Here is a 19,842-nt window from a genome sequence, read left to right on the forward strand (position 1 = left end):
GTCTTTACGCAAAACGGGACGGACGAATGGCAAGAGCGGCGATCATTGGCGGGGGCGTAATCGGGGGCGGCTGGGCGGCGCGCTTCCTGCTGAACGGGTGGGATGTCAGGGTTTTCGACCCCGATCCCGAGGCTCAGCGCAAGATCGGCGAAGTGCTGGACAATGCCCGCCGGTCCCTGCCGGGGCTCAGCGATCTGCCCTTGCCGGACGAAGGCACGCTCAGCTTTCACGACGACCTCGCCGAGGCTGTCGAGGGTGCCGAGTGGATCCAGGAAAGCGTACCGGAACGGCTCGACCTCAAGCTCAAGGTCTATGCCCAGATACAGGCCGCCTGCGAGGAGGGGGCGATCATCGGCTCATCCACGTCGGGCTTCAAGCCATCAGAGCTTCAGGAAGGTTCGGACCGGCCCGGCCAGATCGTGGTGACGCATCCTTTCAACCCGGTCTACCTTTTGCCACTTATCGAACTCGTCACGACCGGCGCGAACGAGGCCGCTCTCATCGACCGGGCCAAGGGCCTTCTCTCATCGCTCGGCCTGTTCCCGCTGCATGTGAAGAAAGAGATCGACGCCCATATCGCCGACCGCTTTCTCGAGGCGGTCTGGCGCGAGGCGCTGTGGCTGGTCAAGGACGGTATCGCCACCACCGAAGAAGTCGATGAGGCGATCCGCATGGGCTTCGGCATCCGCTGGGCGCAGATGGGCCTGTTCGAGACTTATCGCGTCGCCGGGGGCGAGGCGGGCATGCGCCACTTCATGGCGCAGTTCGGCCCGGCGCTGAAATGGCCATGGACCAAGCTGATGGACGTACCCGAATTCACCGACGAACTGGTCGACCTCATCGCGGACCAGTCCGACGCGCAATCAGGCATGCACTCGATCCGCGAATTGGAACGTATCCGCGACAACAACCTCGTCGCCATGATGCGCGCGCTGAAGGCACAAGACTGGGGTGCGGGTGCGGTGCTCAACGCCCACGATGCTGGCCGCAAGCGCGATGCGATGCCGGATATCGAAACTGCCGATCTGGCGCAGCCGATCCTGACACTTGCTCGGGCGGTGCCGCTCGACTGGACCGATTACAACGGTCACATGACCGAGAGCCGCTATCTCGACGCTTTTGCCGGTGCGACCGACCGTTTCATGGAAATCATCGGCTGCGACGCCGACTACATCGCGTCCGGTGGCAGCTATTTCACCGCCGAAACGCATATCCGGCACCTTGGCGAATGCCATGCCGGGGCGCGGATCTCGGTTCGTACGCAGATGCTCCTGGGACAGGGGAAAAAGCTGCACCTCTTCCACTCGATGTACGAGGGTGAAGAGCTGATCGCCACCTGCGAAAGCTTCCTGCTGCATGTCAGCCTTGAAACCCGGCGCCCCTGCGCGCCTTCGCAGGAAATCGAGGATTCAATGGCACGGATCGCCGCCGCGCAGTCTGGGTTGGAGTATCCTCAGGGTGCGGGCAGTTCGATACGCAAACCCGTGCCGATGGCGGAATGAACGCGCGGGTTCTGATCACTGCCGGCGCATCGGGCGTGGGCCATGCGATGGCGCAGGCCTTTGCAACCGCAGGCGCGCGCGTGTGGGTGGCGGATCTCGACCAGGTGGCACTGGATCGCTGTCCGTCGGATTGGGGGCGTTCCTGCCTCGACGTGACGGACGAGACCGCATTGCGGGCGATGTTTGCCCGGATCGACGCGGAATGGGGCGGGCTGGATACGCTCTGCTGCAACGCCGGCATCGCCGGACCCACCGCACGGGTCGAGGATGTCGACCTTGCCGATTGGCGCACCTGCATCGCGGTCAATCTCGACGGCGCGTTCCTTTGCGCGAAACATGCGGCCCCGCTGATGAAGCGGCAAGGCGCAGGGGCGATCCTGATCACCTCGTCGACGGCGGGCCAGTACGGCTATCCCAACCGCGCACCCTATGCCGCGGCGAAATGGGGCGTGATCGGGCTGGCAAAGACGCTTGCGATGGAACTCGGCCCGCATGGCATCCGCTGCAACGTGATCTGCCCCGGCGCAGTCGAGGGGCCAAGGATGGAGGGTGTTCTGGCGCGCGAAGCTGTGGCAAAGGGCATGACGCGCGATCAGGTCTATCAAGGCTATGCCTCGGGCACGTCGATGGGCCGGTTTATCGAGGCGCAGGATGTCGCCGCGATGGCGGTCTTCCTGGCCTCGGACGCTGCCCGGCTCGTTTCCGGACAGGTGATCGCGGTGGACGGGCACACGGTCAACCCGGACCCCAAGCTCTAACCGGCGATCCGCGCCCGCTCTTGCCGCAGGTGATCGGGCAACTGCCTGGCCGTCATGCTGGCCTCGCGCACCAATCGGTCGAAATGGCCGGTAAAGACCTCGATCCGGTCCCGGTCACGAAAAGCCATGTAATGGCTGCCTGCATAGAACACGCATAACAGCGGCCCGAACACCGTAATCGGGGCCGAGTAAAGCCGTTTGGCATCGAAAAGATAGAGCCGCAGGCGCGGATATAGCTGCTCGGTCAGGTCGATCAGCCGGTCGATCTGCTCCAGCCGGGTCTCAAGCGGAAGCCCATCGTAATACCCCTCGCCATGAACAAAACTGTGCATTTCGAACAGGGGCAGGGCGATCTCGTAATCCGATTGCGAGCTTCGCATCCAGGTCAGCCGGTCCTCCGACGCGCCGATCGCCTGGTTCGCGGTGCGACCCAGATGGGGGGCATATTCCCATTCCAGCAGCGCGCGGGTCTTGAGCATGTCGGGCAGCGCCGCCGGAACATGCCGAATCTTGTACCCTGCCGCCTCGCGATGCCACTCGAATATCCGTTCATCCACCAGCGCACGGGGCGCCTCGGTGACGGACAGGGCGCCTGCCAAAAGTTCCGCGGCGCGCTCGGGCCGGTCCGACAGGCTCAACAACCAGTCCGCAGATACACCCAGCGCCGCCGCACAGGCACCGACAACATGCGCATTGGGAAGCCGCGCCCCGTCGTCGGTCAGCAATTGCGATATGGTCGACCTGTCGACGCCCACTGCACGGGCCAGCCCGCTTTGCGTTTCGTCGCGGGCCTGCATTGCCTCGGCCAGCCTGGTACGAAACTGTTCGGCGCGAACCCGTTTGTCGATAGTATCCGTCATGTTGTGATAATTATCACAGATGGTGAAACTTGTTAATCACATTCGGAATTCTCAGCGCTGAAAAAGCGCGGTAACGGTTTTGTGACCACTCAAATGCGACAGGAGGCAGAATGGGTTCGGCCCAAAACCCCGCAGCGCGGGACCAATCGACATGTGTCCAGATTCCCGAGGCCGAACAGCCCGTTGCCGACCGCGTTCCCGTCGTCGAAAACCCCGAATGGGGGACATTCCTTCTGATCGCTGCGACCTATGCGTGTTGGGCCGGAGCCGTCACATGGCTTGCTGCATGGTCACTGGTGCTGGCCTTGCCCGCCACCGCCATTCTCATCGCTCTTCATTCCTCGCTGACGCACGAAGTGGTGCACGGCCATCCATTCCGTTCGCGTCGCCTGAACGAGGCAATGATGGCGCTGCCATTGTCCCTTGCGATCCCTTACAACAGGTTCCGCGATCTGCACCTTGCCCATCACCTCGACTCCAACCTGACCGACCCTTATGACGACCCGGAAAGCAACTACTTCGACCCTGCGCGCTGGCAGACTCTCTCGCGGTGGCAGCGGCGCTTGCTCGCGCTGAACAACACGCTTGCCGGTCGCATGCTGCTGGGACCGGTGATCGGGCAGCTGAGTTTCATGGCGGATGAGTGGCGCGCTGCGCGACAAGGCGACCAGGCCGTCCTGCTGGCCTGGGTCCTTCACGTGCCTGGTGTGGTGGCCGTCCTGTGGATCGTCGCTCTGTCGCCGATGCCCGTCTGGGCTTATCTTGTCGCCGCCTATCTGGGCCTGTCACTGCTCAAGATACGCACCTTCCTCGAGCATCGCGCACATGAAAAGGCCCGCGGGCGCACGGTGATCATAGAGGATCGAGGTCCGCTCGCTTTTCTCTTTCTTAACAACAACTTCCACGTCGTTCATCACATGAACCCGGCCGCCCCCTGGTATGCTTTGCCCGCACTGTATCGCGTAGGAAAGGCGCGCTATCTGGCCGTGAACGATGGTTATGTCTATCGCTCCTATTCCCAGATTTTCCGCGAGTATTTCTGGCGCGCCAAGGATCCGGTGCCGCATCCGCTCTGGCCCCGCGACTGATTTCAGGTCATGAGAGGCCATGAGCCTCTGGATACCCGTCACCCTCGCGGCCGCATTGTTTCAGACCGTGCGGTTCATGCTGCAAAAATCGCTGAGCACGGTAAAGCTGTCGGCGGCGGGCGCAACCTTTGCGCGCTTTGCCTATTCAGCCCCTCTCATTGCGCTCGCGCTTTTCCTCTACCTCGGCGCGACGGGGCGATCTCTGCCGCCACTCTCGCCGGGCTTCTGGGCTTTCGTGGTGATCGGCGGCACGGCGCAGATCCTCGCCACGATCTGCGTCGTGGCCCTGTTCAAGGAACGCAACTTCGCTGTCGGCATCACCTTCAAGAAAACCGAGGTGATCCAGACAGCCCTCGTGGGTTTCGTGATCCTTGGCGAGGGCGTTTCGGCCGGTGCGCTGGGCGCAATCCTGATCGGGCTGGTTGCGGTGCTGCTTCTGTCTCACGTGCCCGGCGGGCAGGGCAGTTGGTGGCGCCACCTCACGAACAGGGCTTCGGGCCTCGGGCTGGCATCGGGGGTGCTGTTTGCCTTTTCGGCGGTCAGCTATCGCGGGGCGTCACTGGCGTTGGGCGAGGCCGAGGCCGTCTTCCGCGCCGCAGTGACGCTGACCTCGGTGACCACGTTCCAGATGATTGCAATGGGGCTCTGGCTGTTGTGGCGTGACCGAGAAGAATTGCGAGCGGTTTGGGCGACTCGCTCGACCGGTGTCTTCGTAGGGCTGACCAGCATGGGCGGATCGTTCTGCTGGTTCTGGGCCTTCACCTTGCAGAACGCCGCATACGTCAAGGCGCTGGGACAGGTAGAACTGATCTTTTCCCTGCTCGCTTCGACGCTCTTTTTCCGCGAAACCGTTACCCGCCGCGAACTGGCCGGCATAGCGCTGCTCGGCCTGTCGATCCTGACGCTGGTTCTGGCGATCTGACAGCGCGCGATCAGCTCGCGCGCCGTTCCTCGAAGCTCATGGCGATGAAGCTGGGCATGTGATCGCCCATGCCGACGACCTTGTTGTCGCGATCCTCGCGCCGGGGCTTGCCGCCGTCGGATTTCCGGCCGCGCGACTTGCGGGCGGGCTTTTCCTCCTGCGCCGGGCTGTCGGGTTGCGCCTCGGCGACGGGTTCTTCGCGCGGGCGCTCGTCGGCATCCTTGCCGCGACGGGTCCGCTTGGGCGGCTCGGGCAGGGCGGGTGTTTCGATGCGCGGGATCTCTTTCTGGATCAGCGACTCGATCGCGGCCAGCGCCTTTTCGTCGCGCGGAACGCAGATCATCAACGCCTTGCCCTTGCGTCCGGCCCGGCCCGTGCGACCGATGCGGTGCACGTAATCCTCGGCATGGCCGGGTACGTCATAGTTGAAGACATGGCTGACGCTTGGCACATCCAACCCGCGCGCCGCCACGTCTGACGCGACGAGAAAGCGCAGGCTGCCTTCGCGGAACCCTTCGAGGGTGCGCGTGCGCTGGCTCTGGTCAAGGTCCCCATGGATCGGCGCTGCGTCATAGCCATGCTTTTTCAAAGACTTCGCAACAATATCTACATCGGTCTTGCGGTTGCAGAAAATGATCGCATTGCTGCAGGTCTCGCCCTCGCCATCGATCAGCGCGCGCAGAACGTCGCGCTTTTCCTTGGCTTCGCGGTCCTTGCGGCTGCCTTTGAAGACAACGACACCCTGTTCGATCGTCTCGGACGCCGTCGCCTGGCGCGCGACCTCGACCCGTGCCGGGGCGGACAGGAAGGTGTTGGTGATCCGTTCGATCTCGGGCGCCATCGTAGCCGAGAAGAACAAGGTCTGGCGCGTGAACGGCGTCAGCGAAAAGATGCGTTCGATATCGGGGATGAACCCCATGTCCAGCATCCGGTCGGCCTCGTCCACCACCATGATCTCGATACCTGTAAGCAGCAGCTTGCCACGCTCGAAATGATCGAGAAGGCGGCCCGGGGTCGCGATCAGAACGTCGACGCCACGGTCGATCAGCGCGTCCTGCTCCTTGAAGCTGACACCACCGATCAGCAGCGCCTTGGTCAGCTTTACATGCTTGGAGTAGGTGTCGAAATTTTCGGCGACCTGCGCTGCCAGCTCCCGTGTGGGGCACAGCACAAGGCTGCGCGGCATCCGGGCCCGGGCACGACCGCGCGCCAACCGGGTGATCATCGGCAGGGTGAAGCTTGCCGTTTTCCCCGTTCCGGTCTGGGCGATACCCAGCACATCTTTACCTTCGAGGGCAGGGGGAATCGCTCCCTCCTGGATCGGGGTCGGGCTTTCGTACCCAGCCTCCTCAATAGCCTTGAGGACCTTGGGATTCAGGTTCAGTTCTGCAAATTTTGTCATATGTGTCCGCAGTTTGCGGACACTTCACTTGGCCCGCACGTCCTAGTCAAAGCCGGGCCCGTATGGCCGAGCGCATCCTGCGCTCCGTGGCGGCGTGGGCGCGACATAACAAAAACCGACGCCAGCGTCAAATTCCGCGCTGCAGCAGGCGGGCAAATGCTTGGTTTCAGACAAAATCAGGAAAGTGCCGCGCCAGTTTCTCATCCAGATGAAGAGGTCGGAACAACACCATGTTCCGCTCCTCCAGGTTCTGCCGGACAACGGGATCGACAGCATTCATTTCGTCGTAGAAGGCGCGCAGCCCGGCCTCGCCATACTCAGCCTCGATGCCTGTCAGCAATTCGTGCATGGACAACCCACCATGCGCCACCGGCACATTTGGCGCCATGCCGGGCCGATACGAGCCCCGCGTCACGCGATAGCGATAGGCGGCCAGCCAGCGGCCCCAATCCTTGGCATGCCGATGCAGCAGCTCGACATTGTCCAACTCAGTTCCGCCTTCGACCATTTGGCCTGCATGAAAAAGGTTGTGGATCCGGAAACTGGCCTTTTTGCGCCCCGTACGGGCAAAGAGCTTTCCCGCGACATGGCTCATGAACCCACCTTTCACAAAGGCGCCGTACTGGGGGTAGATCGCGCGCACCGTATCGTCACGCTCGGACCCGGCGGGAACGAAAGCCTTGTAGAGGTCCGGGGCGCAGGCCAGCGACTCGACCGGCCGCATCCGCGCCGTCGGGCACGCGTCGGGCAGGCCGGCCAGGCGTTCAGCCAGCGGTGCGTCGGGCCAGATGAACTCATCCACGTCGACATGCGCAATCCAGTCCACATCCGCGCGATTATAGGCATGGGTCGCATTTGCGGTCTGGCGGCTTTGGTGCTTGTCCGGGCGATCACGCTTGCGCTTTTCCCAATAGGCCGCATCGCAGTTAAAAACCCGCGCCTTGGGATGGGCTTTCAGGGCCTCTAGCGCCTCGGGCGTTTCCTCGTCCAAGTAGATAAAGACCCTGTGCGCGCCGAGTTCCAGGTGATGCGCAACGAAGCGCAGGATCTCACCAGCCGGCGCTTTCACGGTCGCCACGATGCCCCATGTCACGCCCATTCTGCCCGTCCTCTCCGGTTTTCCCGAACCCTAGGGCGGCGGCGGGCAGGGTGGCAAGGGACGTAGCCCGCCAAAGAGCAAGCGGCTGCCGAACACGATTGCTTTTTCGGCCTCCGCAAAGCAACGTCGCGAAGGACATCCTGGAAAGCGGCGAGAGCCCGGCGCCCGGCTCAGACCATCATTTCCTTGGTCGCCGAAAGATGCAGCTTGGGATAGTCCCGCTCGACCCGGTCGATGTCCCATTGCAGGCGGGTCAGGTAGACGATGTCGCCATCATGGTCATGCGCGATATGCTGCTTGTTGGCATTCACGAAACGATCGATCTCGGCCTTGTCACCCGTTACCCAGCGGGCCGAGGTGAATTGCGATCCTTCGAACCGGACCGGCAGTCCGTATTCCATCTCGATCCGGCTCGCCAGAACCTCGAACTGCAACTGTCCCACCACGCCAACGATGAAACCGGACCCGATAGAGGGTTTGAACACCTTGGCCGCGCCTTCCTCGGCAAACTGCATAAGCGCCTTTTCCAGGTGCTTTGCTTTCATCGGATCGCCTGCGCGCACGCCCTGCAACAGCTCTGGCGCGAAAGACGGGATGCCGGTAACGCGGATCGCTTCGCCCTCGGTCAGCGTGTCGCCGATGCGCAGCTGCCCATGGTTGGGAATGCCGATGATGTCACCTGCCCAGGCCTCCTCGGCGAGTTCCCGGTCCGATGCAAGGAACAGCACCGGGTTCGACACCGCCATCGGCTTTTTCGTGCGCACATGAGTCAGCTTCATGCCGCGTTTGAAATGGCCCGACGCCATGCGGACAAAGGCCACGCGGTCGCGGTGCTTGGGGTCCATGTTCGCCTGCACCTTGAAGACGAATCCCGCCACCTTGGGTTCTTCGGGGGCAATCCCGCGCGGCTGGGCGCTTTGCAGCTGCGGCTCGGGGCCATAGCGCCCGATCCCCTCCATCAATTCGCGCACCCCGAAGGAATTGATGGCCGACCCGAACCAGATCGGAGTCATATGCCCCTCGAGCACCGCCTGCGGATCGAGCGCGGGCAAAAGCGCGCGCGCCATCTCGATCTCCTCAAGGAAAGGCTCCAGCAGATGCGCCGGAACGTGCTCGGCCAGCCTCGGGTCGTCGAGGCCTTCGATCTTGACGCTTTCGGCTACCTTGTTGCGATCGGCCCTGTCCATCAGCTCCAGCCGGTCGCGCAGCAGGTCGTAACAGCCGATGAAATCGCGCCCTTGCCCGATAGGCCAGGACGCGGGCGTGACATCGATTGCCAGCATCTCCTGGATCTCGTCGATGATCTCGAACGTGTCGCGGCTCTCGCGGTCCATCTTGTTGCAGAAGGTCAGGATCGGCAGATCGCGCAGGCGGCACACCTCGAACAGCTTCTGCGTCTGGCTTTCGACGCCCTTCGCCCCGTCGATCACCATGATTGCCGCGTCCACGGCAGTCAGCGTGCGATAGGTGTCCTCGGAGAAGTCGCTGTGGCCCGGCGTATCCACCAGGTTGAAGCGGAACTGGCCATAGTCGAAGGACATGGCCGAGGCTGAGACCGAAATGCCCCGGTCCTTTTCCATCTGCATGAAATCCGACCGCGTGCGCCGTGCCTCGCCCTTGGCGCGCACCTGGCCCGCCATCTGGATCGCCCCACCATACAAAAGAAACTTCTCGGTCAGCGTCGTCTTTCCCGCATCGGGATGCGAGATGATGGCAAAGGTCCGGCGCCGCGCAATTTCGGGCGGCAGTTGGGGGCGGTTCGTGGGCGTATCGAGCATGCCCGCGCGTATAGCAGGTTGCACCCGGCACGCAATATGAGAGAGCGGCTCCCGCCCGTCATCGACCCCTGTCGGGGCCTCTTCCCGTTGGGCCGGGCGCGCCTGCGGCGCGCGGCTGGCGCGAATCGGATTTCGATGCCATGATGAGAACATTATCGGAACATTTTTTCTATTGGGAGCGCATGATGGATCTCAAGACCATTGCTGACGAACTCGTGGCGGGCTGCCGCGAAAACCGGGCACGCGCCAATCTGGACAGGCTTTATGCCGCCAACGCTGTGTCGATGGAAGCTGCGGATATGGGACAAGGTCGCGAAGCTTCCGGCCTCGACGCGATCCGGGCCAAGCATGACTGGTGGGAGAGCAGCATGGAAATGCTGGACGGCGAGATCATCGGCCCGATGCTTCACGGAGAGGACCGCTTTGCCGTGATTTTCCGTGTGACGGCCCGGGAGAAGGCGACCGGCACGGTGTCCGAGATGGAGGAAGTGGGTATCTATCACGTTGCGGACGGCAAGATCGTGCGTGAAGAGTTTTTCTACTGACGGCGGGTCAGGCCACCGCGCTCGACGGGCGCGCGACCTGTACCTTCCTCTTGCGAAAAATATCCCGGAGCGCGAGGCAGAGCCTCGCAAGACGCAGCGTTTACCGCGTCGAAGCGCGTTTGAGCAGGGCGATCGCGTCGGGCCGGTCCAGAAGCGCGCGGCCGACATCCACCCCGTGCTCGCCCTCCGCACCATGCCGGTCCAGCAAAGGCGAGACCTTTTCCAGCAATTCCCGCGGCAGGGCGGGCCGTGTCCGGGGGTCGATCAGCATCGATTCCGCTGCGATCCCCTCGGCATAGATGATGTGGTGCCGGTCAAAAAGAATCTGGAAATACTCGACGAACCCGCCTTCCTGCACCACGACGGACTCGCCGTTCACCAGGTGGCGCGCCTTGACCAGGATCTCGGACTGTCCCGCGCCGATCTCGTCGCGACGCTGGTAGACGAAGAGCCGGTGATCGGGGCTCACCAGAAGGTCGTTCTCGTTGTTGAGAACGCGCGCCCGGATCAGGATCGGCGCAAACGCTCCTTGTGCCCGCACCGTGCTGCGCCCGATCCAGCGCACCTGCTGCACCCCGTCATCGCGGGTCAGAACCCGGTCGCCAACGGCAAGCTCCTCGATCGGCAACTGCGCGCCCGACGCCATCGTGATATGCGTTCCCCTCGTGAAGGAAACGCACGCCACCTGCGCGAGTTTCTGCCGCGCGCCGTCGCGGTCCATCCCGACAAGCGTGTAATCCATCCGCGTCTGCAGCGGCGCCAGCGGCAACAGGTAGATCGCGGCAACGAAGCCGTCGCCATCCACCTCGACCAGCACCAGCGCATCCGTCGTCTGGCCATCGGGTGACATCAGGCTCAGCACACAATCGAGATGCAGTGCCGCCCCCGGCCGCCCCAGCGCCGTGTCTGCTCCAATCTCGAAACTGCCATCGCCATGGGTGATGACCGACAGCCGCGCAGGCGAGGCCGCGGCATCGAGCCCGTAGATATCGTCGAGGACGAGTTCTTCCATCACCGAAAGCCGGTCGCCCTCATTCGCACCATGCGTCACCGTCACGTGCTCGGCACGGTAAACGGGCAGGGACTGGGCGGGGCTCACGGCGGTCACGTGCAGGTCTTTCTTTGTGGCGTATCTTGAGTGTGGGACCGCGCGGCGCGGCGTGCAAGACCCGAGTTATCCTGCAACTGTGGCGATTTCCGGTCGTCCTTCGGGTGAAGTGCTGGCAATTTCCCCGCGCGCAGTGTCAACTCGGCGCGAACAGAGACCGCGAACGGAGGAAACGAAGATGGATCTGGGAATATCGGGCAAACGCGCCTTGGTCTGTGCGTCGAGCAAGGGCCTTGGCCGGGGCTGCGCCGAAGCGCTTGCCGCTGCGGGGGTCGACCTCGTGCTGAACGCACGCGGCTCGGACGCGCTCGAACAGACTGCGGCGGCGATCCGCGAGGCGCATGGCGTCGACGTGCAGACGGTCGCCTGTGACGTGACCACGCCCGACGGGCAGGCACAGGTGATCGAAGCGGCAGGCGCGGCCGATATCCTTGTCACCAATGCGGGCGGACCGCCGCCGGGCATGTGGTCCGACTGGGACCGCGAGGATTTCATCAAGGCGCTGGATGCCAACATGCTGACACCCATCGCCTTCATGAAGGCGCTTCTGCCCGGGATGATGGAGCGGGGCTGGGGCCGCGTGGTCAACATCACCTCGCAATCCGTGCGCTCTCCGATCGCGGTTCTGGGGCTGTCGAATGCCGCGCGCACCGGCCTCACGGGCTATGTCGCGGGCACCGCGCGCCAGGTCGCGCCCAATGGCGTGACGATCAACAACCTGCTTCCGGGTATCCATGCCACCGACCGTGCCGACGCGCTCGACTCCGGCGTGGCCAAGTCCGAGGGCATCAGCATTGACGAGGCCCGCGACCGGCGCGCCGCGACCATCCCGGCCCGCCGCTACGGCACGGCCGAGGAATTCGGGGCGGCCTGTGCTTTCCTTTGTTCGCAACATGCCGGTTTCATCGTCGGCCAGAACATCCTGCTCGATGGCGGCGCAACCAACCTCACGGTCTAGGGGCGTGGCCGCCGGCGACCTGCTCAAGGATCAGCTGTTCAACGCCGAGAAGGTGCGCAGCCTCTCGGCGCGCTTTGCGGCTGCCGATCCGTCCTTCGATCACGGCGCTTTCGAAACGGCGGTGATGAGCCGCCTGCCTGAGTTGGAGCTCAAGGCCCGAATGGACTGGATCGCGACCTGCCTCGCCGAGGCGGTCCCCGGCCCGCTGGAGCGGGTCGGGCCGATCATCCTGCGGGCCTTGCCGCCGCCCTGCGATCCCACGCTCAGCGATGGCGATTTCGGCGATTTCATCTACGCCCCGCTCGGCGAATGGGTGGCCGCCCGCGGAGGCGAGGAGCCGGACAGGGCGCTTGACCTCATCGAGGAAATCACGCAGCGATTCTCGATGGAATGGGCCATCCGGCCGCTACTCAACGATCACCCCGAGACGGTGCTTGCAAGGATGGAAAGCTGGGTGGGCCATCCGCATTACCATGTCCGCCGCCTCGTCTCCGAGGGCACACGCCCCCGGCTGCCATGGGGGCAGGGGGTGGATCTTGCGGTCTCGACGCCGCTGCCTCTGCTGGACCGGCTGCACGCCGACCCGACACGCTATGTCACCCGGTCCGTGGCCAACCACCTCAACGATGTGACGCGCAACGAACCCGACCTCGTGATCGACCGGCTCGGGCAATGGGGCAGGCAAGGCCGGCAAAAACCCGATGAACTGACCTGGATGGCGCGCCATGCCCTGCGTGGCCTTGTCAAATCCGGCCATCCCGACGCCCTGCGGCATCTGGGCTTCGACCCTGATGCGCAGATCACGGCAGATCTGCGGTTGAACGGGTCCGCCCGCATAGGGGGCGCGCTCGATTTCACGGTCAGCCTGATCGGGCCGAAAGACACGCCTGTTCTGGTCGATTACATCATCCATTTCCGCCGGCCCGGCGGGCGTATCTCGGCCAAGACGCACAAGCTGAAACAGGCGCGGCTGTCGGATACCGAACTGGTTCTTGAAAAACGCCACAAGCTCAAGGGCGATGCGACGACCTTTCGCCTCGTGCCTGGTACGCACCGGATCGAGGTGCAGGTGAATGGCCGGGTGCGCGCAGAGGCCGCGTTCGACCTGCTGGATGCCGCTGAGGAGCGGCATGGCGGCGGTTGAGTTCCGGACCTGACCGCGACGCGCCCGCTTGCGGGCGGTGGGCGGGGTTGTTATCTCCGCCCGGACCCGACAATTCCGCTCGGGATCGCAAGGAATCCGTGCCCCGTGACCGTCACTACTGATCCGCCCCGGCTGGAAATCCGCAATGTCACGCGCCGTATCGACGGGCGCGCCGTGGTCAACGACGTCTCGCTGAGCATCGCGGCGGGGCAGGTGACCTGCCTGCTGGGGCCATCGGGCTGCGGCAAGTCGACGACGCTGCGCATGATCGCGGGCGTCGAGATGCAGGATACCGGCGAGATCTGGGTCGATGGCAAGCTGATCTGCGATACCGTCTTTCGTGTCCCGCCCGAACGGCGCGGCATCGGCCTGATGTTCCAGGATTTCGCACTTTTTCCGCATCTCAGCGTCGCCGACAACGTGGGGTTCGGTCTCAAGGGTCCGAAAGAGGCACGGCGCGGCAGGGTCGAGGAACTGCTCGCCAAGGTCCACCTGCACCGCTATGCCGATCTCTTTCCCCACCAGCTTTCGGGGGGGGAGCAGCAACGGGTGGCACTGGCGCGCGCGCTCGCCCCGCGCCCGCGCATCATGTTGATGGACGAGCCTTTCTCGGGCCTCGACAACCGGCTGCGCGACGGCATCCGGGACGAAACGCTGGCCCTGCTCAAGGATGAGGACGCCGCCGTTTTGCTGGTGACGCACGAGCCCGAAGAGGCGATGCGCATGGCCGACCAGATCGCCCTGATGCGCGACGGGCGGGTGGTACAGCAAGGCGCGCCCTACAACGTCTATACCCGTCCCGCCGACAAGGCCGCGGTGGCCTTCTTCTCCGATATCAACGTCTTGCGCGCGCAGGTGAACGGCGCGCTGGCACAGACCCCCTTCGGCCAGTTCCTTGCGCCCGGCCATCCCGACGGCACCGATGTCGAGATCGTCTTTCGCCCGCAGCATGTAAAGCTCGACTTCGACCGCGGTGGCAAGGGGCCGGTCCCCACGCCCTCCGATGGCGTGGCCGCACGCGGCGTGGTGGAGCGGGCGCGCTTTCTCGGCAATGAAAGCCTTGTCGAGTTCCGCATGGACCATGACGGCTCGATCCTGCGGGCAACCGTGCCGAACGTGTTCATGCCCAAACCGGGCCGGGTCATGTGGCTGACCATCCGTCGCGACCGCTGTTTCGTGTTCCCGGCCTCCTGACGACAGGGAAACGATCGTTTCATCGCCGGTTGATGCGTCTTTGCCGCATATATGGCACGGCGTTTGCTTGCCGCTGGCGGGGCGCGCGTCTATCAAGGGCAAAACTTCCGAAAAAAGCTTTGCGGGGGCAAGGGCGGTTATGCGGATCCTGTGTACGAATGACGACGGCATCAATGCGCCGGGACTGAAGGTGCTCGAGGCCATCGCGGCCGAGCTTGCCGGACCCGAGGGAGAGGTCTGGGTGGTGGCTCCGGCCTTCGAACAATCGGGCGTCGCCCATTGCATCAGCTACACCCACCCAACCATGATTGCCCAGATGGGCGAGCGTCGCTTCGCGGCCGAGGGCAGCCCGGCCGACTGCGTCCTGGCGGGCGTCCATGACGTGATGCAGGGCACACCTCCCGACCTCATTTTGTCGGGTGTGAACCGTGGCAACAACTCGGCGGAAAACGCGCTCTATTCCGGCACGCTTGGCGGCGCGATGGAGGGGGCTCTTCAGGGGCTGCCCGCGATCGCGCTGTCGCAATATTACGGACCGGCCAACCTCAAGCTCGACAACGCGTTCGAGGCCGCGGCCCAGCATGGGGCAGAGGTGATCCGGCGCATCCTCTCCGCTACGCCTGAAACCGATGCGACGGCGGATTATCGCCTGTTCTACAACGTCAACTTCCCGCCCGTGCCTGCCGCCTCGGTCAAGGGAATCCGCGCCGTGCGGCAGGGCTGGCGGCGCGATACGTTCTTCGGGGTGCAGGCACACACCTCGCCGTCGGGGCGGCGGTTCCTCTGGGTCACCGGCGGCAATCAGCAGATCCCGACGGATGCGGGCACCGATGCCGCGGCAAATCTCGACGGCTTCATCTCGGTCACGCCGATGCGGGCCGACCTGACGGCGCATGACGCGCTGGAGGCGCTGAAAGCGATCGAATGAGCAGCCCCGACCCCGAAACCAAGATGCAGTTCCTCTTTGCGCTCCGTTCGCGCGGGGTGACGGACAAGCGCGTGCTCGAAGCGATGGAGGCGGTCGATCGCGGCCGTTTCGTGCGCGGCATCTTCGCGGGGCGCGCTTACGAGGACATGCCCCTGCCCATCGCCTGCGGGCAGACCATCAGCCAGCCCTCGGTCGTCGGCCTGATGACGCAGGCGCTCGAGGTCAGCCCGCGCGACAAGGTGCTCGAGGTCGGCACCGGGTCGGGCTACCAGGCGGCGATCCTCGCGCGGCTGGCGCGGCGCGTCTACACGGTCGAACGCCATGCCCGCCTGGTACGCGAGGCGTCGCAGGTGTTTCGCGACCTCGATCTGGTGAACATCACCACGATGGTCTCGGATGGATCCTTCGGCTTGCCCGAACAGGCGCCGTTCGACCGCATAATCGTGACCGCCGCCGCCGAAGACCCGCCGGGGCCGCTCTTGGCGCAGTTGAAAATCGGCGGTATCATGGTGGTGCCGGTGGGCCAGTCGGATACGGTGCAGACGCTGATCCGGGTTCGCCGGACTGAAACCGGGTTCGATTACGACGAGCTCAGGCCAGTGCGCTTCGTCCCTCTGCTCGAGGGGCTAGGGCGTGACGGCGGCTGAGCGGATCGGGCAAGAGGACCCGGACGGGCAGGGACCAAGCTCCGACGAACGGGGCAGGATCGAGGATGGCAAGATGCGTGATGATTTCCGGCATGTTCCCCGGCTGAACCGGGTCAGAACCGTGCGCGGCGCGGCACTCGTGGGTGTCGTGGCACTGCTGGCGGGATGCGATGAACCGCTCGATTACGATCTGCGGGGAAATGTCGGCGGGTTCTCGACCGCGCCGGCGGCGCAATCGGTCTCGACCGCCGACAGGCCGCGCCCGGACGAGCGCGGGGTGATCACCTATCCGAATTACCAGGTCGTAGTGGCCCGGCGCAACGATACGGTCGCGCAGGTCGCGACACGCGTCGGCCTGCCCGCATCCGAACTTGCCCGCTTCAACGGGCTTGACCCGCAGGTCACGCTGCGCGAGGGCGAGGTGCTCGCCCTGCCACGCAAGGTTCCCGCCGCAAGCACGGCGGGCAGCGTAGACATCGCTGCCGTTGCAGGCGAGGCGATAGACAACGCGCCCGATACGACACCGGTCCAGACCACCGCGCTGGCCCCTGCCAAGCCGCAGCCGGCGCCCCCCTCCGGGCCCGAACCTGTCCGGCACAAGGTCGCCCGGGGTGAAACAGCCTACACGATCTCGCGGCTTTACCAGGTGCCGGTCAAGGCGCTCGCCGAATGGAACGGGCTTGGCCCCGACTTCGCCGTGCGCGAGGGCCAGTACCTGCTGATCCCGATCAAGGACCAGCCCGCACCGCGCAGCAGCCAGCAACCGGCGGCCAGTTCCTCGACCGCACGCGCGCCCGACGCCGCGACCACTGCTGCGGCTGCCACGGCCACCGCCGCCGTCACAGCGCCGGGGCAGGGCAGCCCGACACCCACACCCCCCAGCGCGACCAAGCCGCTGCCCGACGAGAAGACGACGGCACAGAAGCCCGAGCCGCCGAAAACCTCGGTCGGAGAGCCGACGCAGTCTTCGCAGCTGGCCCTGCCGGTCAAGGGCCGGATCATCCGTCCCTATTCCAAGGGCAAGAACGAAGGCATCGACTTTGCCGCTGCTCCCGGAACCGCCGTGACCGCCGCCGATGGCGGAACCGTCGCGGCCATCACCTCGGATGCCGACCAGGTGCCGATCATCGTGCTGCGCCATGCCGACAACCTTTTGACCGTCTACGCCAATGTCGATGGCATCGAGGTGAACAAGGGCGATACCGTCCGCCGTGGCCAGAAAATCGCCAGGCTGCGTGGCGGAGACAATGCATATCTGCATTTCGAAGTGCGCAAAGGCTTCGATTCCGTCGATCCCGAACCTTATCTCAAGTAATCCTCCAGACGCTTGCCCGGCTCATCGGTAAAAAGCGCGGGCAGGGGGCTGACTCGCTCCAGCAGGTCCAGCCGGTGCTCGGCGAACCTTTCGCGCGTTTCGGACCAGCCAGTCAGCACCCAGATCCGGCCCAGCACTTCCAGTCGCAGTGGACGCAATACATCGGGCATGCCCCCGCGCGGCAGGATCTCAAGCTTCTGCCGCGCCCCGATCGCCGCGCGCACCGGCGCCACGTGCGCAAAGCCCCGCGCCGCGTCGGCCAGCGGATTCACGGCAAGCTTCCACGCCTCGGGTGCGGGCAGGGCATCCATGGGCAGCGCCGCCTCGACCTTGTCTGCCAAACCAAGCGCTGCCGCCTTGAGCGCCGGGTCCGTGGCCTCTCCAACGATCGCAAGCCCCAGGCTCAGCGCCTCCATCTCCTCGGGGCTCAGTTCCAAGGGCGGCAACACGATCCGGCGGGCCAGCCTGTAACCTGACCCCCGCGTCCCTTCGACAGGAACACCGCGCGACGCGAGCACCTCCATGTCGCGGTAGAGCGTGCGCTGCGACACGCCAAGCCGCGCCGCCAGCGCGCCGGCGGTGTGCAGTCCGCCATCGCCCAGCAGGCGCAGAATCTCCATCAACCTATCTGTCCGGCCCACCACGCCCTCCATCGTTCAAAACTGACAAAAACCTGTCAGGTGTCAAGCGCGTGGCGGAAAAACCACCGCCAGGACCGGTCGCCGGACCGCGTTCGGGCGACGTGGGATCTTCCGGCATCCTTCACGGACCCGTAAAAGCGGGACCGAACCGATACAGACGGGCCGCGGCGCCGCCCGTCACCGCAAAGGAGAGAATCGCAATGCTCAACAATATCGGCCTTCCCGGCCTTCTTCTCATCGCCGTCGTCGTCCTCGTGCTGTTCGGCCGCGGCAAGATCTCGTCGCTGATGGGCGAGGTCGGCAAGGGCATCACCGCCTTCAAGAAAGGCGTCAAGGACGGCTCGGAAGAACAGCTCGAGCTTGACGCATCCGACAGCGCCAAGGACGTTACCCCCCAGCCGACCGATGCTGGCACGCATCCCAAGACCGATCTCGACGTCGAAAAAGACAAGGTCTGATCGCCCATGTTTGACCTCGGCTGGACCGAGCTTCTGGTCATCGGCATCGTCGCGCTGATCGTCGTCGGGCCCAAGGACCTGCCGGTGCTCTTTCGCAACGTGGGTCGCTGGGTGGGCCGTGCCCGTGGCATGGCGCGCGAGTTCAGCCGCGCCATGAACGAGGCCGCCGACGAGGCCGGCGTCAGCGATATCCAGAAAAGCTTCAAGGCCGCATCGAACCCGATCGGGTCGGCCATGGACAGTGTCAAGGACGCCACCAAGGATATCGCCAAGGGTATCGATCCGACCAAGTACGACCCCGAAAGCGAAACCGGCAAGCTGGCCGCCGACCGCGCCGAGAAAGCCCGCAAGATCCAGGCCGCCACCGCGCGGTCGGCTGCCGAGCGCAAGGCGCGCGAAGCCGAAGAGGCGCTGAGAAAGGCCGAGGAATACGAGGCCGCGCTGGCCCGTGACGACGCGGCCCCTGAAACGGACAAGACATGACAAAGACAGACGAGATCGACGACAGCGCCGCCCCGTTGATCGAACACCTGACCGAGCTGCGGACGCGGCTCATCCACTCGGTGATCGCCTTCATCATCGGGATGGTGATCTGCTTTACCGTCGCGACCCCGATCTTCAACTTCCTGACCAACCCGCTCTGTCAGGTGCTGTCCGAGCGCGGCCAGGATTGCGACCTGATCTTCATCTCTCCGCAGGAGGGTTTCTTCGTCGCGATCAAGGTCTCGCTTCTCGGCGGCTTCATCCTGTCCTTTCCCTATATCGGGATGCAGATGTGGCGCTTCGTGGCGCCGGGCCTCTACCGGACGGAAAAGAACGCGTTTCTGCCCTTCCTGTTGGCGTCGCCCTTCATGTTCCTGCTGGGCGCGTCTTTCGCCTTCTACGTGGTGACACCGCTGGCCTACGACTTCTTCCTGGGGTTCCAGCAGTTTGGGGCCGACGGCCAAGCGCTTCCCGCGCAGCCGGAAATGGCACAGCCCGGACTATCGGTCGTGTTTCAGGGCTCTGCGCAGGAATACCTGAACCTCACGATCAAGTTCATCGTGGCCTTTGGCCTGTGCTTCCAGCTTCCAGTCCTGCTCACCCTGATGGGCAAGGCCGGGCTGGTGAGCGCCGAAGGGCTGGGCGGTGTCCGCAAATACGCGGTTGTCGCCATCCTCGTGCTTGCAGCCCTCGTCACGCCGCCTGACGTGATCACGCAGGTGATTCTCTTCGTGGTGGTCTACGGGCTGTACGAGGTGTCGATCTTCCTTGTCCGCCGGGTCGAAACCAAGCGCGAAGAACAATTGCGCGCCGACGGCTACTATGACGACGAGGAAGAGTTCGACGATCCGCTGATGAAAGAGTTCGACGAAGAGAACGACCGCTAGGCAATCCAAAGGAGCGCGCGTTCCGCGCGCGCTCGATCAGCGCGCCTGAGGCGCGCAGCCGGTGGCAGGTGGAAAGGCACGGACATGGAAAAGGCGCAGCACAGGCCGCGCCTTTTCTGCTTCGG

At 64.4% G+C, this 19,842-nt stretch carries 20 protein-coding genes; 14 read left to right on the forward strand and 6 right to left on the reverse strand.

What is annotated here, in order from left to right; all coding sequences use genetic code 11:
• Positions 1 to 26: 26 nt before the first annotated feature.
• Together ACFORG_RS18885 and ACFORG_RS18890 are read left to right on the forward strand one after the other, a co-directional pair.
• A complete protein-coding gene (locus tag ACFORG_RS18885) occupies positions 27 to 1,502 on the forward strand; it encodes a carnitine 3-dehydrogenase (protein ID WP_386737107.1) in 1,476 nt (491 codons plus the stop codon).
• Complete coding sequence (locus ACFORG_RS18890; RefSeq protein ID WP_386737108.1) at positions 1,499 to 2,260, forward strand: SDR family oxidoreductase; 762 nt, start codon at positions 1,499 to 1,501, stop codon at positions 2,258 to 2,260. Before ACFORG_RS18885 ends, ACFORG_RS18890 begins: the two co-directional genes overlap by 4 nt.
• Here ACFORG_RS18890 and ACFORG_RS18895 read toward each other — a convergent pair.
• Positions 2,257 to 3,120, reverse strand: a complete 864-nt coding sequence (locus ACFORG_RS18895; RefSeq protein WP_386737109.1) for a helix-turn-helix domain-containing protein — start codon at positions 3,118 to 3,120, stop codon at positions 2,257 to 2,259. The genes ACFORG_RS18890 and ACFORG_RS18895 overlap by 4 nt on opposite strands.
• Positions 3,121 to 3,230: 110 nt before the next feature.
• Here ACFORG_RS18895 and ACFORG_RS18900 point away from each other — a divergent pair, with 110 nt between their 5' ends.
• Positions 3,231 to 4,208 carry a fatty acid desaturase gene (locus ACFORG_RS18900; RefSeq protein ID WP_386737110.1) on the forward strand — a complete coding sequence of 326 codons (978 nt, stop codon included), beginning with the start codon at positions 3,231 to 3,233 and terminating at the stop codon, positions 4,206 to 4,208.
• A gap of 19 nt (positions 4,209 to 4,227) precedes the next feature.
• Positions 4,228 to 5,130, forward strand: coding sequence for an EamA family transporter (locus tag ACFORG_RS18905; protein ID WP_386737111.1), 903 nt, complete (start codon positions 4,228 to 4,230; stop codon positions 5,128 to 5,130).
• Positions 5,131 to 5,140: 10 nt separating this feature from the next.
• Here ACFORG_RS18905 and ACFORG_RS18910 read toward each other — a convergent pair whose 3' ends face one another.
• The 3 genes from ACFORG_RS18910 to ACFORG_RS18920 all read right to left on the reverse strand — a co-directional run bounded on the left by ACFORG_RS18910 (position 5,141) and on the right by ACFORG_RS18920 (position 9,409).
• Positions 5,141 to 6,532, reverse strand: a complete 1,392-nt coding sequence (locus ACFORG_RS18910) for a DEAD/DEAH box helicase (protein WP_386737112.1) — start codon at positions 6,530 to 6,532, stop codon at positions 5,141 to 5,143.
• Between the two features lie 166 nt (positions 6,533 to 6,698).
• Positions 6,699 to 7,631 (reverse strand): glycosyltransferase family 2 protein, encoded by a 933-nt coding sequence (locus ACFORG_RS18915; RefSeq protein WP_386737113.1) that lies wholly within the window; start codon positions 7,629 to 7,631, stop codon positions 6,699 to 6,701.
• 170 nt (positions 7,632 to 7,801) lie between these two features.
• On the reverse strand, positions 7,802 to 9,409 hold the full coding sequence (locus ACFORG_RS18920) for a peptide chain release factor 3 (RefSeq protein WP_386737114.1): 1,608 nt from the start codon (positions 9,407 to 9,409) through the stop codon (positions 7,802 to 7,804).
• A 185-nt stretch (positions 9,410 to 9,594) separates the two neighbouring features.
• Between ACFORG_RS18920 and ACFORG_RS18925 the strand changes: the two genes are divergently transcribed.
• Positions 9,595 to 9,954, forward strand: coding sequence for a SnoaL-like domain-containing protein (locus tag ACFORG_RS18925; protein ID WP_386737115.1), 360 nt, complete (start codon positions 9,595 to 9,597; stop codon positions 9,952 to 9,954).
• Positions 9,955 to 10,054: 100 nt separating this feature from the next.
• Here ACFORG_RS18925 and ACFORG_RS18930 read toward each other — a convergent pair whose 3' ends face one another.
• The gene (locus tag ACFORG_RS18930) at positions 10,055 to 11,068 is read right to left on the reverse strand and encodes a Hint domain-containing protein (protein ID WP_386737275.1); all 1,014 of its coding nucleotides are present in this window, start codon (positions 11,066 to 11,068) and stop codon (positions 10,055 to 10,057) included.
• A 172-nt stretch (positions 11,069 to 11,240) separates the two neighbouring features.
• Between ACFORG_RS18930 and ACFORG_RS18935 the strand changes: the two genes are divergently transcribed.
• From ACFORG_RS18935 to ACFORG_RS18960, 6 genes are all read left to right on the forward strand, one after another.
• Positions 11,241 to 12,020, forward strand: a complete 780-nt coding sequence (locus ACFORG_RS18935) for an SDR family oxidoreductase (RefSeq protein ID WP_386737116.1) — start codon at positions 11,241 to 11,243, stop codon at positions 12,018 to 12,020.
• Between the two features lie 4 nt (positions 12,021 to 12,024).
• On the forward strand, positions 12,025 to 13,164 hold the full coding sequence (locus ACFORG_RS18940) for a hypothetical protein (RefSeq protein WP_386737117.1): 1,140 nt from the start codon (positions 12,025 to 12,027) through the stop codon (positions 13,162 to 13,164).
• A gap of 105 nt (positions 13,165 to 13,269) precedes the next feature.
• Entirely contained in the window at positions 13,270 to 14,358 is a 1,089-nt protein-coding gene (locus ACFORG_RS18945) for an ABC transporter ATP-binding protein (RefSeq protein ID WP_386737118.1), read from the forward strand.
• Between the two features lie 139 nt (positions 14,359 to 14,497).
• Positions 14,498 to 15,286 carry a 5'/3'-nucleotidase SurE gene (surE, locus tag ACFORG_RS18950; RefSeq protein WP_386737119.1) on the forward strand — a complete coding sequence of 263 codons (789 nt, stop codon included), beginning with the start codon at positions 14,498 to 14,500 and terminating at the stop codon, positions 15,284 to 15,286.
• Positions 15,283 to 15,933 (forward strand): protein-L-isoaspartate(D-aspartate) O-methyltransferase, encoded by a 651-nt coding sequence (locus ACFORG_RS18955; protein WP_386737120.1) that lies wholly within the window; start codon positions 15,283 to 15,285, stop codon positions 15,931 to 15,933. Before surE ends, ACFORG_RS18955 begins: the two co-directional genes overlap by 4 nt.
• 73 nt (positions 15,934 to 16,006) lie before the next feature.
• Entirely contained in the window at positions 16,007 to 17,248 is a 1,242-nt protein-coding gene (locus ACFORG_RS18960) for a peptidoglycan DD-metalloendopeptidase family protein (protein WP_386737276.1), read from the forward strand.
• On the opposite strand, the gene ACFORG_RS18965 is transcribed toward ACFORG_RS18960, so the two are convergent.
• The gene (locus ACFORG_RS18965) at positions 17,236 to 17,868 is read right to left on the reverse strand and encodes a helix-turn-helix transcriptional regulator (RefSeq protein ID WP_386737121.1); all 633 of its coding nucleotides are present in this window, start codon (positions 17,866 to 17,868) and stop codon (positions 17,236 to 17,238) included. The genes ACFORG_RS18960 and ACFORG_RS18965 overlap by 13 nt on opposite strands.
• Before the next feature lie 221 nt (positions 17,869 to 18,089).
• Here ACFORG_RS18965 and ACFORG_RS18970 point away from each other — a divergent pair, with 221 nt between their 5' ends.
• From ACFORG_RS18970 to tatC, 3 genes are read left to right on the forward strand one after another with little or no spacing between them, the layout of a single operon-like run.
• Complete coding sequence (locus tag ACFORG_RS18970; protein WP_386737122.1) at positions 18,090 to 18,347, forward strand: twin-arginine translocase TatA/TatE family subunit; 258 nt, start codon at positions 18,090 to 18,092, stop codon at positions 18,345 to 18,347.
• Positions 18,348 to 18,353: 6 nt separating this feature from the next.
• On the forward strand, positions 18,354 to 18,830 hold the full coding sequence (gene tatB, locus ACFORG_RS18975; RefSeq protein ID WP_386737123.1) for a Sec-independent protein translocase protein TatB: 477 nt from the start codon (positions 18,354 to 18,356) through the stop codon (positions 18,828 to 18,830).
• Positions 18,827 to 19,717, forward strand: coding sequence for a twin-arginine translocase subunit TatC (gene tatC / locus ACFORG_RS18980; protein WP_386737124.1), 891 nt, complete (start codon positions 18,827 to 18,829; stop codon positions 19,715 to 19,717). Before tatB ends, tatC begins: the two co-directional genes overlap by 4 nt.
• The last annotated feature ends 125 nt before the right edge of the window (positions 19,718 to 19,842 follow it).

It is taken from the genome of Lutimaribacter marinistellae, from assembly GCF_042648365.1.
In the GTDB taxonomy this organism is placed as follows: Bacteria; Pseudomonadota; Alphaproteobacteria; order Rhodobacterales; family Rhodobacteraceae; genus Lutimaribacter_A; species Lutimaribacter_A marinistellae.

Excerpts from the sequence above, each read along its gene's own strand:
- tatC (WP_386737124.1), top strand. The coding sequence starts at position 18,827 with ATGACAAAGACAGACGAGATCGACGACAGCGCCGCCCCGTTGATCGAA.
- ACFORG_RS18925 (WP_386737115.1), top strand. The coding sequence starts at position 9,595 with ATGGATCTCAAGACCATTGCTGACGAACTCGTGGCGGGCTGCCGCGAA.
- surE (WP_386737119.1), top strand. The coding sequence starts at position 14,498 with ATGCGGATCCTGTGTACGAATGACGACGGCATCAATGCGCCGGGACTG.
- ACFORG_RS18890 (WP_386737108.1), top strand. The coding sequence starts at position 1,499 with ATGAACGCGCGGGTTCTGATCACTGCCGGCGCATCGGGCGTGGGCCAT.
- ACFORG_RS18965 (WP_386737121.1), bottom strand. The coding sequence starts at position 17,868 with ATGGAGATTCTGCGCCTGCTGGGCGATGGCGGACTGCACACCGCCGGC.
- ACFORG_RS18895 (WP_386737109.1), bottom strand. The coding sequence starts at position 3,120 with ATGACGGATACTATCGACAAACGGGTTCGCGCCGAACAGTTTCGTACC.
- tatB (WP_386737123.1), top strand. The coding sequence starts at position 18,354 with ATGTTTGACCTCGGCTGGACCGAGCTTCTGGTCATCGGCATCGTCGCG.
- ACFORG_RS18935 (WP_386737116.1), top strand. The coding sequence starts at position 11,241 with ATGGATCTGGGAATATCGGGCAAACGCGCCTTGGTCTGTGCGTCGAGC.
- ACFORG_RS18960 (WP_386737276.1), top strand. The coding sequence starts at position 16,007 with ATGCGTGATGATTTCCGGCATGTTCCCCGGCTGAACCGGGTCAGAACC.
- ACFORG_RS18900 (WP_386737110.1), top strand. The coding sequence starts at position 3,231 with ATGGGTTCGGCCCAAAACCCCGCAGCGCGGGACCAATCGACATGTGTC.
- ACFORG_RS18910 (WP_386737112.1), bottom strand. The coding sequence starts at position 6,532 with ATGACAAAATTTGCAGAACTGAACCTGAATCCCAAGGTCCTCAAGGCT.
- ACFORG_RS18970 (WP_386737122.1), top strand. The coding sequence starts at position 18,090 with ATGCTCAACAATATCGGCCTTCCCGGCCTTCTTCTCATCGCCGTCGTC.
- ACFORG_RS18905 (WP_386737111.1), top strand. The coding sequence starts at position 4,228 with ATGAGCCTCTGGATACCCGTCACCCTCGCGGCCGCATTGTTTCAGACC.
- ACFORG_RS18885 (WP_386737107.1), top strand. The coding sequence starts at position 27 with ATGGCAAGAGCGGCGATCATTGGCGGGGGCGTAATCGGGGGCGGCTGG.
- ACFORG_RS18915 (WP_386737113.1), bottom strand. The coding sequence starts at position 7,631 with ATGGGCGTGACATGGGGCATCGTGGCGACCGTGAAAGCGCCGGCTGGT.
- ACFORG_RS18920 (WP_386737114.1), bottom strand. The coding sequence starts at position 9,409 with ATGCTCGATACGCCCACGAACCGCCCCCAACTGCCGCCCGAAATTGCG.
- ACFORG_RS18955 (WP_386737120.1), top strand. The coding sequence starts at position 15,283 with ATGAGCAGCCCCGACCCCGAAACCAAGATGCAGTTCCTCTTTGCGCTC.